At 72.1% G+C, this 12,423-nt stretch carries 12 protein-coding genes; 7 read left to right on the top strand and 5 right to left on the bottom strand.

Going from position 1 to position 12,423, the window contains the following annotated elements; genetic code table 11:
- Nucleotides 1-225 precede the first annotated feature (225 nt).
- From ACZ4W5_RS02230 to ACZ4W5_RS02220, 3 genes are read right to left on the bottom strand one after another with little or no spacing between them, the layout of a single operon-like run.
- Nucleotides 226-1,302 carry a threonine aldolase family protein gene (locus ACZ4W5_RS02230; RefSeq protein WP_360238858.1) on the bottom strand — a complete coding sequence of 359 codons (1,077 nt, stop codon included), beginning with the start codon at nt 1,300-1,302 and terminating at the stop codon, nt 226-228.
- The gene (locus ACZ4W5_RS02225) at nt 1,299-2,057 is read right to left on the bottom strand and encodes an SDR family NAD(P)-dependent oxidoreductase (RefSeq protein ID WP_360238703.1); all 759 of its coding nucleotides are present in this window, start codon (nt 2,055-2,057) and stop codon (nt 1,299-1,301) included. Before ACZ4W5_RS02225 ends, ACZ4W5_RS02230 begins: the two co-directional genes overlap by 4 nt.
- The gene (locus ACZ4W5_RS02220) at nt 2,054-3,454 is read right to left on the bottom strand and encodes a DUF6421 family protein (protein ID WP_360238705.1); all 1,401 of its coding nucleotides are present in this window, start codon (nt 3,452-3,454) and stop codon (nt 2,054-2,056) included. The genes ACZ4W5_RS02225 and ACZ4W5_RS02220 overlap by 4 nt, the downstream gene beginning before the upstream one ends.
- 503 nt (nt 3,455-3,957) lie before the next feature.
- Here ACZ4W5_RS02220 and ACZ4W5_RS02215 point away from each other — a divergent pair.
- From ACZ4W5_RS02215 to ACZ4W5_RS02195, 5 genes are all read left to right on the top strand, one after another.
- Nucleotides 3,958-4,851, top strand: coding sequence for an ABC transporter substrate-binding protein (locus ACZ4W5_RS02215; RefSeq protein ID WP_360238707.1), 894 nt, complete (start codon nt 3,958-3,960; stop codon nt 4,849-4,851).
- A 101-nt stretch (nt 4,852-4,952) separates the two neighbouring features.
- Entirely contained in the window at nt 4,953-5,774 is an 822-nt protein-coding gene (locus tag ACZ4W5_RS02210) for an amino acid ABC transporter permease (RefSeq protein WP_360238860.1), read from the top strand.
- Entirely contained in the window at nt 5,771-6,529 is a 759-nt protein-coding gene (locus ACZ4W5_RS02205; protein ID WP_465652167.1) for an amino acid ABC transporter ATP-binding protein, read from the top strand. The genes ACZ4W5_RS02210 and ACZ4W5_RS02205 overlap by 4 nt, the downstream gene beginning before the upstream one ends.
- A gap of 159 nt (nt 6,530-6,688) precedes the next feature.
- On the top strand, nt 6,689-7,267 hold the full coding sequence (locus ACZ4W5_RS02200) for a DUF5134 domain-containing protein (protein ID WP_465652165.1): 579 nt from the start codon (nt 6,689-6,691) through the stop codon (nt 7,265-7,267).
- Between the two features lie 183 nt (nt 7,268-7,450).
- Nucleotides 7,451-8,398, top strand: coding sequence for a M56 family metallopeptidase (locus tag ACZ4W5_RS02195; RefSeq protein ID WP_465652163.1), 948 nt, complete (start codon nt 7,451-7,453; stop codon nt 8,396-8,398).
- A gap of 50 nt (nt 8,399-8,448) precedes the next feature.
- Here the strand turns inward: ACZ4W5_RS02195 and ACZ4W5_RS02190 are convergent, their stop codons facing one another.
- The gene (locus ACZ4W5_RS02190; protein WP_465652161.1) at nt 8,449-8,898 is read right to left on the bottom strand and encodes a MarR family winged helix-turn-helix transcriptional regulator; all 450 of its coding nucleotides are present in this window, start codon (nt 8,896-8,898) and stop codon (nt 8,449-8,451) included.
- An 87-nt stretch (nt 8,899-8,985) separates the two neighbouring features.
- On the opposite strand from ACZ4W5_RS02190, the gene ACZ4W5_RS02185 reads away from it, so the two are divergent.
- Together ACZ4W5_RS02185 and ACZ4W5_RS02180 are read left to right on the top strand one after the other, a co-directional pair.
- The gene (locus tag ACZ4W5_RS02185; protein WP_465652159.1) at nt 8,986-10,500 is read left to right on the top strand and encodes an MFS transporter; all 1,515 of its coding nucleotides are present in this window, start codon (nt 8,986-8,988) and stop codon (nt 10,498-10,500) included.
- Nucleotides 10,501-10,733: 233 nt separating this feature from the next.
- Entirely contained in the window at nt 10,734-11,339 is a 606-nt protein-coding gene (locus ACZ4W5_RS02180; protein ID WP_465652157.1) for a TetR/AcrR family transcriptional regulator, read from the top strand.
- A gap of 88 nt (nt 11,340-11,427) precedes the next feature.
- Here the strand turns inward: ACZ4W5_RS02180 and ACZ4W5_RS02175 are convergent, their stop codons facing one another.
- Complete coding sequence (locus ACZ4W5_RS02175) at nt 11,428-12,294, bottom strand: helix-turn-helix domain-containing protein (protein ID WP_465652155.1); 867 nt, start codon at nt 12,292-12,294, stop codon at nt 11,428-11,430.
- Nucleotides 12,295-12,423: the final 129 nt, after the last annotated feature.

Raw genomic sequence — 12,423 nt, 5'->3', positions numbered from 1 at the left:
GGACCGCCTTCCAGCGGGCCCTCCGGGCGCTTCGTTCTTTCGTGTTTCCAGCTTATCAGATGTTTTCCGCTCCGTTTTCCGGAGTTTCATTCATCGGATTCGCTTTCCGCTTTGTCGCCCCGGTCTCCCGCGGCGACTCCGGAACTGTACGGGGACCGACCCGCCACATGCAAATCGCCTCCGCCCGGGGTCCGGGCGGAGGCGATGCGGTGTCAGATCAGGCTGTCAGGCCCGGCCCATCTCCTCGGCGATGGCCGCCGCGAAGGCGTCGATGTCGGCCTCCGTGGTGTCGAAGGAGCACATCCAGCGCACCTCACCGGTCTGCTCGTTCCAGAAGTAGAAGCGGTAACGCTTCTGCAGCCGCTCGCTGACCTCGCGCGGGAGGATCGCGAACACCGCGTTGGCCTGGACCGGGCGCACGACCTCGACACCGTCGATCTGCCGGACCGCGGCATCCAGGCGGCGGGCCATCGCATTGGCGTGGCCGGCGTTGCGCAGGTAGAGGTCGCCCGCGAGCAGCGCCTCGAACTGGACGGAGACGAAGCGCATCTTCGAAGCGAGCTGCATCGAGGTCTTGCGCAGGTACTTGATGTTGCGCACCCGCTCCGGGTTGAGCACCACCACGACCTCACCGAGCAGCAGGCCGTTCTTCGTACCGCCGAAGGACAGCACGTCGACGCCCAGGTCGGTGGAGAAGGCCCGCATCGGCAGGCCGAGCGAGTCGGCCGCGTTCGCCAGGCGGGAGCCGTCCATGTGGACGAGCATGCCGAGCTGGTGGGCGTGGTCGATGACCGCGCGGAGCTCGTCGACCGTGTAGAGGGTGCCGAGCTCGGTGCTCTGGGTGATGGACACCGCGAGCGGCTGCGCGCGGTGCTCGTCGCCGAAGCCGTAGGCCTGCTGGTCGAGCAGCTCGGGGGTGAGCTTGCCGTCCGGGGTGGGGACGGTGTGCAGCTTGATGCCGCCCATCTTCTCCGGCGCGCCGCCCTCGTCCACGTGGATGTGGGCGGTGTCGGCGCAGACCACGGCGCCCCAGCGCGGCAGCAGCGCCTGGAGGGCGACCACGTTGGCGCCGGTGCCGTTGAACACCGGGTAGGCCTCGGCCTTGTCGCCGAAGTGGCGGCGGAAGACGTCCTGGAGGTGCGTCGTGTACTCGTCCTCGCCGTACGAGATCTGGTGGCCGCCGTTGGCGAGGGCGATCGCGGCGAGGACCTCGGGGTGCACGCCCGCGTAGTTGTCGCTGGCGAAGCCGCGAACGGCGGGGTCGTGCCGCCGTACCGCGTCCGTACGGGTGAGGTCGGTCATCGGGCTGTCAGCCACAGGTGCTGTCCGTTCAGTTCTGCTGCGGGGCGGTCCCAGAGGTCCGCCAGGTGTCCGGCGAGGTCGGCGGTGTCGGTGAAGCCCGTGAACTTGGCCTCCGGCTTCTCGGCCCTCATCTCGGGGCTGACCAGCGCCTTGATGACCAGGATCGCAGCCGCGGCGGTGGGCTCACCGTCCGGGGAGGTGGTCTCCTTCTTGAAGGAGTCGGCCATCGCGAGGGTCCAGGCCTCGGTGGCGGCCTTGGCGGCCGCGTAGGCGGCGCCGCCCGCGGTGGGCTTGTGGGCGGCCGCGGCGGAGACCATCGCGTACCGGCCGGCGGGGCTGCGGACCAGTGCGGGCTGGAAGGCCAGCGAGGTGTGCTGGAGGGTGCGCACGACGGTGTCGTGCAGGAAGTCCCAGTCGTCCAGGCGGCTGTCGAAGAAGGTCTTGCTGCCGCGCCAGCCGCCGACCAGGTGGAACAGGCCGTCGACGTGGCCGTGCTCGGCCTCCAGGTGGTCGGCCCAGTCGTGGACCTCCTGCGGGTCGAGCAGGTCGATCACCTGGCCGCTCACCTTAGCTCCGCGCACCGCGACCCGGGTGGCGTCCAGGGCGGACTCCAGGCGCCGGGGGTCGATGTCGGCGCCGATCACGGTGGCGCCCTCGGCCGCGAGGCGGCGCAGCACGGCCTGGCCGGCCGGGCCGCTGGCTCCGGCGACCGCGATGACCTTGCCGGCCAGCTTGGTGGAGGGGTTGGTGGTCACGCGGCGACTCCCTGGATACCGGCGCCGGTGATGCCGGCGGTGGCGGCGATGACGCCGCGGAGCTTCTTGGACAGGGCCTCGTAGAACATGCTCAGCGGGAACTCGTCCGGGAGCACGGCGTCGCACAGCGCCTTGTTCAGGGCCTTGCCGTCGGTGATGTCGAGCGGGAGGGCCTCGGGGCCCTTGGCCCAGGTCGAGGCCGGGTGCGGGGTGAGGTAGCGGGAGACCAGCTCGTAGGCGGCGATCCAGTGGGCCGGCTTGGGCCGGTCGATGCCGTCGCGGTAGAGGGTCTCGATCTCGGCGCAGAGGGCGTTGGTGACCTGCGGGGCGCGCTCCCAGTCGATGGTGAGGCGGTTGTCGCGCCAGCGCAGCGCGTCGTGCTTGTGCAGGTACGCGAAGAGCAGCTGGCCGCCCATGCCGTCGTAGTTGCGGACACGGTCGCCGCTGACCGGGAAGCGGAACAGCCGGTCGAAGAGGATCGCGTACTGGACGTCGCGGGCGTGCGGGTTGCCCTCGGCCTCCAGCTGCACCGCCTCCTTGAAGGTGGTGAGGTCGCAGCGGAGCTCCTCCAGGCCGTACATCCAGAACGGGCTGCGCTGCTTGATCATGAAGGGGTCGAACGGCAGGTCGCCGTGGCTGTGGGTGCGGTCGTGGACGAGGTCCCACAGCACGAAGGTCTCCTGCGCGCGCTGCTGGTCCTGGAGCAGGCCCTCGGCGTCGGCCGGGATCTCCAGGCCGAGCTGCTGGACGGCGCTGGTGGTGACGGCGCGGAAGCGGGCGGCCTCGCGGTCGCAGAAGATGCCGCCCCAGGTGAACCGCTCCGGCGCCTTGCGCACGGCGACCGTCTCGGGGAAGAGGACGGCGGAGTTGGTGTCGTAGCCGGCCGTGAAGTCCGTGAAGGTGATCGGCACGAACATCGGGTTGTCGAACCGGGTGCGCTCCAGCTCGGCCAGCCAGTCGGGCCAGACCACGCTCAGCAGGACGGCTTCCAGGTTGCGGTCCGGGTTGCCGTTCTGGGTGTACATCGGGAAGACGACGAGGTGCTCCAGGCCGTCCTCGCGCCGCTCGGCGGGCTGGAAGGCGAGCAGCGAGTCCAGGAAGTCGGGCTCGCGGTAGCCGGTGTCGGCCCACTTGGCGAGGTCCGCGTCGACGGCCTTCAGGTAGGCGGCGTCGTGCGGGAAGTACGGGGCGAGCTCCTCGATGGACGCCCGGACGTCGGCGACCAGCGGGTCGACGGTGTGGCGCTGGACCGCGGACAGGTCGATGGAGCCGTCCTTGGACTGCAGCGGGCGCAGCGTCTCGACGGCCTCCTTCAGGCGCAGCCACGCCGGGTGAGCGGCGAGGGTCGAGGCCGGGGCGTCGGCCGCCGCAGCGAGCCTTGGCGAAAGATTCTGCATCGTGGACTCACTTCGACAGGAGTTATTTCAACGAGGACACCATAAGTACGAAAGGTTCTCCCGTTCAAGGGGGTCCCAACCGGCAAACCTCCCGTGTACCGCCGCTCCGGCCCCGGAAGTTCCGCCGGAGCCCCGGGTTGTCCGGTATGTGGACGGTTTCCTGGATGTTCTGGACAGCCGCGCCGTTGTGATGCGAACCTCCCCGCATGCTCCCGGAGGTGATCACGGTGGCCGAGCGCCACGACAACCCGTTCCGGGCGCCCTCCCGTCAGCAGGCCTGTTGTCCCTGCCGCCGCGCGCCCAGCCGCTGCCACTGCCGCCGCTGTCGCTGATCCGGCCCGGGGCGCCGCGGACGCGGGCCCGTACGCCGACCATGCCGTGTGTGTTCCGGCGCCGCCACCGGGGGGGAAGTGACCCGCCGGGAGGCGGCCCGCCCGGCCCGGCCGCAGTACCCCACCGGTCCCTCCCCCTCGTCCCGCCCGGTCCTCCCCTGGAGCCCTGCCATGAGCCTGCGCAAGCCGTCCACCCTCCTGCCCCTCACCGCGCTGGCGGTCGCCGCCGCCGTGCTCACCGGGTGCGCGCCGCAGGACGCCAAGTCCGACGGGGCCGCCGCCTCCGGCGCCCCGGGCACCGCGGGTGCGGCGGCGGGCTGCGCGCCGGGGGCGCTGGCCACCCGGACCGCCGGGAAGCTGACCGTCGGCACCGACAAGCCGGCGTACGACCCCTGGTTCTCCGAGGACAAGCCGGAGAACGGGAAGGGCTTCGAGTCGGCCGTGGCGTACGCGGTGGCGGAGAAGCTGGGCTACCCGAAGGACAAGGTCGGCTGGGTGGTCGCGCCGTTCGGCAAGGCGACCGCGCCGGGTGCCAAGGACTTCGACTTCGACATCAACCAGGTGTCCATCAGCGACGAGCGCAAGCAGGCGGTGGACTTCTCCTCCGGCTACTACGACGTGCGCCAGGCCGTGATCGCCTTGAAGGGCTCCAAGGCAGCGGGCGCGAAGAGCGTCGCCGACCTCAAGGGCGCCAAGCTGGGCGCGCAGGTCGGCACCACGAGCCTGGACACCATCACCAACACCATCAAGCCGAGCACCCAGCCGGCCGTGTTCGACTCCAACGACCTGGCCAAGGCCGCGTTGAAGAACGGTCAGGTGGAGGCGCTGGTCGTCGACCTGCCGACGGCGTTCTACATCACCGGCGCCGAGGTGCCGGAGGCCCAGGTGGTGGGGCAGTTCGAATCCGCCTCGAAGACCGAGCAGTTCGGGCTGGTGCTGGACAAGGGCTCCAGGCTGACGCCGTGCGTCTCGCAGGCGGTGGACGCGCTGCGCGCCGACGGGACGCTGGCCAAGCTGGAGAAGCAGTGGCTGTCGGACGCCGTCTCGGCACCGGTGCTCAAGTGAGTGCGGAGGCGGGCCCGCCCGGGCCGGTCGACACCGCCGGAGCCGCGGCCGGGTCCGCCTCCCCGGCCGGGGAGGACGGGTACCGCCCGTCCGAGCGGCGGCTGGCGCACGAGGCGTACCGGCGGGCGCGGGCCCGCCGGTCGGCGCTGGTGGCCACCGCCTCGACCGCGCTGACGGCCGTCGCCCTCTACCTGCTGGTCGTCAACTCCCCGGGCTGGGAGGTGACCAGGCGGACCTTCTTCAACCTCGACTACGCCCGCCAGGCGCTGCCCGAGGTGCTCCGGGGGCTGCGGCTCAATCTGGAGCTGATGCTCGGCTGCGGCGCCCTGATCCTGGTGTTCGGGCTGCTGCTGGCGGTGCTGCGGACGCTGCGCGGGCCGGTCTTCCTGCCGGTGCGGCTGCTGGCCACCGCGTACGTGGACTTCTTCCTCGGGCTGCCGATGATCATCTGCCTGCTGGTGATGATCACCGGGGTGCCGGCGCTCCGGCTCACCGGGGTGACCACCGACCCGCTGCTGCTCGGCGGGGCCGCGCTGGTGCTGACGTACTCGGCGTACGTGTCGGAGGTGTTCCGCTCCGGCATCGAGTCGGTGCACCCGAGCCAGCGGGCGGCCGCGCGCTCGCTGGGGCTGACCAACGCCCAGGCCATGCGGTACGTGGTGCTGCCGCAGGCGGTGCGGCGGGTGGTCCCGCCGCTGATCAACAACCTGGTGAGCCTGCAGAAGGACACCGGGCTGGTCTCGATCGGCGGCGCGATCGACGCGGTGTACGCGGCGAAGATCATCGCGGCGCACTCCTTCAACTTCACGCCGTACCTGGTGGCGGGGCTGGTGTTCATCGTGCTGACCGTTCCGCTGACCCGGGTCGCCGACTGGCTGACCGCGCGGATGAACCGTCGGCAGTTGCAGGGAGGTGCGGTTTGAGCGGGACGGAGGTGCTCCGGCTGGAGTCGGTGCGCAAGAGCTTCGGCGGCCAGGTGGTGCTGCGCGACGTCGGCCTCGCGGTGCCCGAGCACTCGGTGACGGCGCTGATCGGGGCGTCCGGCTCCGGGAAGTCCACCCTGATGCGGTGCGTCAACCTGCTGGAGGGGATCGACGACGGCGCGATCTTCCTGGACGGTGAGGAGATCACCGACCCGCGCGCGGACGAGGACGCCGTGCGGCGCCGGATCGGGGTGGTCTTCCAGTCGTACAACCTGTTCCCGCACATGACGGTGCTGGAGAACATCACGCTCGCCCCGCGCCGGGTGCACCGGGTCGGCCGGGCGGAGGCCGAGGAGAAGGCGCTCGCGCTGCTGGACCGGCTCGGGCTGACGGCGAAGGCCCGGGAGTACCCGGACCGGCTCTCCGGCGGACAGCAGCAACGGGTCGCCATCGTACGGGCGCTGGCGGCCGGGCCCCGGCTGCTGCTGCTCGACGAGATCACCGCCGCGCTCGACCCGGTGCTGGTCGGGGAGGTGCTGTCGGTGGTGCGGGACCTCAAGGAGCAGGGGATGACGATGGTCCTCTCCACCCATGAGATGGGGTTCGCCCGCGAGGTCGCCGACCAGGTCTGCTTCCTGGACGGCGGGGTGGTGCTCGAACAGGGGCCGCCGGAGCAGGTGTTCGGCGATCCGCAGGAGGAGCGGACCCGGCAGTTCCTCAGCCGGATCGTCGCCTCGGGGCGGCTCCAGGGCTGAGGAACCGTCGGCCCAGGGGCGCTCGGCGGGGGCGTGGGTCTCCCCGGGTGGATCTCACCACGCCGGTCACCACTGTGCGCCCCCGTACGCGCCCTGGCCGCCTCGGGGCGGAGCGGTGATCGTGGACGGGACGATCGTCCGCGCCCCGGGAGGCCGCCGTTGCACGGACCCACCCTGGTCAACTGGCTCCTCGCCCTCCTCACCGCGACCGCCGGCGCCTACTGCCTGACCCGCCTGCGGCAGCCCTCCTGCGCCGCCGCGCCCCACGGCGCGCCCCACGGCGCGCACCGCGCCCACCCGCCGCTCGCCCGGGAGTCCGACGCCGCCGAAGCCCTGATGGGGCTCGGCATGGCGGCGATGGCCGTCACCGGTGCCACCGTCCCGGCCACCGTCTGGGCCGTGCTGTTCGGCCTCCCGGCGGCCGTCTTCCTGCTCGCCGCCCTGCAGACGCCCCGCGGCCGCGGCCACCGGCTGCACCATGCCGTCGGCGCGCTCGCCATGACGTACCTGGCCCTGGCGATGACCGTCTCGCCCGCCGGCCACCACCACCCCGCCGCTGCCGGAGCACCCCTGCTGACCGGCGCCCTGCTGCTCTACTTCGGCGGCTACGCGCTCTGGACCGGCGCCCGGCTGCTGCGCACCCCGGCCGGGACCCTCGTGGTCGGCACCACCGGTCTGCCGCAGGCCTGCCGACTGGCCATGGGGATCGGCATGTTCGCCATGCTCCTGACCATGTGACGCTCCCGGACCGGCCCGTCCACGCCCGGACCGGCCCGGCACCGCCCGCTACCGCCCGGCCCGGGTCCCGGCGCGTGGCGTTGGTCACTGGCTCGCCGAAAGCCGTTCCACCGGGCGTTGCCAGCACATAGGTTGGCAGGGAGCGCGCTGTCGCGCTCCGTGCGTACTCGGGGAGCCCATGCGATGACTGCCCTGACCGGCCTGCTGCTGCTCGGCCTGCTGCTCGCCACCGTGGTGCCCCGGCTGCTGGCCCGGGCCCGCTGGGTGGAGCGCGAACCGGTGCTGGCCCTGCTGGTGTGGCAGTGCGTCGTGGTGGCCGTCCTGCTGTGCTGCGCCCTGGGCCTGGTCCTCGCCGCCTCCGCCGCCGAGCCCGCGCTGCGCGCCTGGGTGTTCGCCGGGGCCCCGCACGGCGTGGAGGCCGCGTACGGCCTCCAGGACGCCGAGGGCTGGGGGCGGCTGTGCGCCGCGGTGCTGGCCGCGGGCGCGTTGCAGACGGTGCTGGCGCTCACCCGCGAGGTCCGTACGGCCAAGGCCCTGCGTAACCGTCGGCACGCCCAACTGGCGACCAGGGCACCGGAGTTGCCCGAGGCGATCGAGGCCGCCCGGAGCCGCCGGGAGCGGCTGGTGGTACTGGAGAACGTCCGCCCCGAGGCCTGGTCGCTGCCCGGCCCGAACTCCCGCCTGGTGGTCACCACCGGCGCCCTCCAGCAGCTCACCGACCGGGAGTTGGCGGCCGTGCTGAGCCACGAGCGCGGCCACGTCCGTGCCCGGCACCACTGGCTGCAGCAGTTCGCCCAGGCGCTCGCCTCCGGCTTCCCCGGCATCCGGGTGTTCCGGGCCTTCCGGGACCAGGTGGCGGAGCTGGTCGAGCTGGCGGCCGACGACCGGGCCGCCCGCCGGCACGGGCGGCACACCACCGCCCTCGCGCTGGCCGAACTCAACCTGGACCGCGGGGTGTTCGGCTCCTGCCCGCCCGGGCTGGCGCAGTCCCCGAAGCGGGTGGACCGGCTGCTCGCGGGCCGCCCCCGGCTCTCCGCCCTGCACCGGCTGCGGCTGACCGCCGCCGCTCTGGCCGCGCCCGCCGCAGCCATCCTGCTGGCCGTCGCCCCGGGGCTGCACTCGTTGCTCTAGGACCGTCGAAAACGCAAACGCACCAGCCACGCAGTGGAGTTGACGTACCGTCAACCCTGGACCGGGGACTCCCCGCAGAGCGGGGCGAACCGGCCGCCGAGGGTCTGCCCGAGCACCTCGCGATGGAGCGGCCGGGCCTGGTCGTAGCGCTCCCGCCCGGCCGGAGTCAGGGCGATCATGATGCCCCGCCGGTCGCTCTCGCACATCGCCCGGGTCACCAGCCCGCCCTTCTCCAGGCGGGCGATCAGCCGGGAGAGCGCGCTCTGGCTCAGGTGGACGGTCGGAGCCAGCTCGCTGGACCGCAGGGCGGGCCGGCCGTCGACCCGGCAGCCCTCCACCAGACGTTCCAGCACCTCGAACTCGCTCATGCCCAGCCCGTACTTCTCGCCGAGCTCACGGTCGAGCGCACAGACGGCCGAGGCGTGCCGGGCCAGCAGCTCGCGCCATTCCGCGATCAGACCGGCCTCCGCCGAGGCCTCGAGGGGGTCGAGTTCAGCCACGCCGCCAGGTTAGCACGTGCACCGTAAATTTATGCATTCACATCTAATTCATTTGCATTGGATGCACGTGCATGTACTCTCCTCCCCATGACCACCGCGACCGTCACGTCTCCCGACGCCCCGTCAACCAGCGGGCTGAACTGGACACCCCGCCTCTGGGGCACCCTGCTCGTGCTCTGCGCCGCCATGTTCCTGGACGCCCTGGACGTCTCGATGGTGGGCGTCGCCCTCCCCTCCATCGGCTCCGAACTGCACCTCTCGACCTCCACCCTGCAGTGGGTGGTCTCCGGCTACGTGCTCGGCTACGGCGGCCTGCTGCTGCTCGGCGGCCGCGCCGCCGACCTGCTCGGCCGCCGCCGGGTCTTCCTGGTCGCCCTCGGCGTCTTCGCCGCCGCCTCGCTGATCGGCGGGCTGGTCGACGACGGCGGCCTGCTGATCGCGGCCCGCTTCCTCAAGGGCGTCAGCGCCGCCTTCACCGCCCCCGCCGGGCTGTCGATCATCACCACGACCTTCGCGGAGGGCCCGGCCCGCAACCGGGCGCTGTCGATCTACACCACCTGCGGCGCCAGCGGCTTCTCGCTCGGCCTGGTGCTGAGCGGACTGCTCACCTCGGTCGGCTGGCGCTGGACCTTCCTGATGCCCGTCCCGGTCGCGCTGCTCGCCCTGCTGTTCGCCGTCCGGCTGCTCCCCCGCCCGGTCGAGGAGCCCGCCAAGGGCGGCTACGACGTGCTGGGCGCGATCACCGGAACCGCGACCGTGCTCCTGCTGGTCTTCACCGTGACCGAGGCCCAGGGCGCCGGCTGGCTGAGCCTGCGCACCCTCGGCTCGCTGGTCGTGGTCGTCGCGCTGGCCGCCGCCTTCCTGCTCGCCGAGAGCCGCGCCGCCCACCCGCTGGTCCGGCTCGGCATCTTCCGCAACGGCTCGGTGGCCCGGGCCAACATCGTCGCCTTCGCGATGGCCGGCGCGTACGGCGGCTTCCAGTTCGTCGTCACGCTCTACCTCCAGCACCTGCTCGGCTGGTCGGCCCTGGAGATGGCCCTGGGCCTGCTGCCGGCCGGCGCCTTCATCGCGTTCTCGGCCCCGTTCATGGGCCCGATCGTGGACCGCTTCGGCACCGGCCGGCTGCTGCCGATCGGCCTGCTGGCCCTGGTCGGAGCCTTCGCCCTGTTCCTGCGCCTGGACGAGCACAGCTCGTACCCGGTCCTGGTGCTGCCCTCGATGCTGCTGCTCGGCGTGGGCTTCGCGCTGGCCTTCCCCTCGGTGAACATCGCCGCCACCGACGGGGTGGCCGACGAGGAGCAGGGGCTGGCCTCGGGACTGGTGAACACCGCGATCCAGGTCGGTACCGCGGTGGTGCTGGCCGGGGTGACCGCGATGCTCACCGCCGGGAGCGCGGGCGGCGACAGCCCGCAGGCCCAGCTGGACGGCTACCGGCCGGCGTTGGTCCTGGTCACCGCGGTCGCGCTGATCGGGCTGGCGGTCGCCGCGGCGGGCGCCCTGGTGGACCGGCGCCGAAGGGCAACTCCCGTATCGGTGCCGGATTATGATTACCTGTCCGCCGCGCCGTCCGTGGCCCGTACCGAAGTCCTGACCGAGCGCTGACCCACTGGCCCCGCCCCGTACGGCCCCCGGCCGTCGGGGCACTGGTGCCGGCTCCACCAAACCCCCGTGTTGGTGGAGCCGGCCGTATGTGTACCGGCCGCCCGGGGCGGCACCCGCGTGAGGGCGCACGGTTCCACGGCGCGACTGCCGGCTGCGCAAGTATATTGGCCCGGAGTCAACGAACGTTCGGAGCAGACACGATGGCACCTCGCGGGGATTCGGTCAACGAGGAGATGCGGCAACGCTCCCGCCGACGCATCATGCGGGCCACCGTCGAACTGGTTGACCAGCACGGTTACGCCGGCACCACGCTGACCGACATCGCCGAACGGGCCGGTCTCGCCCGCGGTCTGCTCTCGTACTACTTCGACGGCAAACGACTGCTGATGCAGGCCGCGACGCACCGGCTGATGCACCAGGCGCTCTCCGGCGCCCTGGCCGAACTGCCGCCGGACGCCACCCCCGAGACCCGGCTGGCCCGCGCGATAGACGCCGTCCTCGCCCTGGCCCTGGACCACCCCCGGGTGATGCGCTCGCACCTGGCGCTCATCCTCGATCCGGACACCGGCGCCTTCGTCCAGGAACCGGAGCAGCAGCAGCTCGGCGCGATCCTCCAGGGCCTGCTCGACGACTGGGGCGCACCGGACCCGGTCGCCGAACACGCGGTGCTGCGCAGCGCGCTGATGGGCGGCTGCATCGGGGTGCTGCTGCCGGGCGCGGAGATCCCGCTGGCGCCGATCCGGGCCGACCTGTTCCGCCGCTACGACCTGCCCTGGGAACTGGGCCGCCCGCCGCAGCCGCTGCCGCCGGAACGCGAGCGGCCGCCGGCCCGCGGTTGACGGGGCCGGCGGCCGACTCGGACTGCCGTGCGGACGAGCGCCTCCCGGGCGGGAGCGGGGGATCTCCCAGCCCCCGCCCGGGAGTTGCTCAGCGTTCCTTGAGGATCGAGGAGAGCAGGTCTATGGTGCGCTCCGGCGTGAGGCTGTCCACGCAGAGCCGCTCCATGACCTGGACGTACGCGTCCACGTCGTCCCGCTTGTCCAGGTACAGCGCGCTGGTGAGCTGCTCCAGGTAGACCACGTCCGCGAGGTCCTGCTCCGGGAAGCGCAGGATCGTGAACGCCCCGGACTCGCCCGCGTGCGCGCCGAAGCGGAACGGCATGACCTGGATGACCACGTTGGCCTGCTCGGCGACGTCGATCAGGTACTGGACCTGGCCGCGCATCACCTTGGGCCCACCGACCGGCCGGCGCAGCGCCGCCTCGTCGATGACCGCCCACAGGCGCGGGCTGGCGCCCTCGGTCAGCAGCTTCTGGCGGCGAAGCCGGAGACTGACCCGGCGCTCGACCTCCTCCTCGCTGATGACCGGCCGACTCTGGCCGAAAACCGCCCGTGCGCACTCCTCGGACTGCAGCAGTCCGGGGATGAACTGCACCTCGTAGGTGCGGATCAGCTGGGCGGCCTCCTCCAGGCCGACGTAGGTCTGGAACCAGCCCGGCAGCACGTCGTTGAAGCTGTGCCACCAACCGGACTTGTTGGCCTCGCGGACCAGGCCCAGCAGGGCCTCCCGCTCCAGGCCGTCGTCGACGCCGTAGAGACTCAGCAGGTCGGCGACGTCGCGCTCCTTGAAGCTGACCCGGCCGAGCTCCATGCGACTGATCTTGGATTCGGACGCGCGGATCGCGTAGCCCGCGTCCTCTCGGGTGATGCCGCGCGCCTCTCGAAGGCGACGCAGCTGCGAGCCGAGGAGGATCCGGCGGACCATCGAGCCGCCGCCCGGCTGAACTGTGGTCATGCGGTCGAAACCTCCACCTAGGGCAAACAGCGCACAGTCTGCCATCAGTTGAGCGCTCACGGTGCCGATACTGACGGATGTTCCTATCAGTTCCGCACTCCGCACACCAGGATGCACGTGCATCCGGCG

The sequence above is a fragment of the Kitasatospora sp. NPDC029367 genome (genome assembly GCF_055569135.1).
This window is presented reverse-complemented; position numbering and strand designations above follow the sequence as displayed.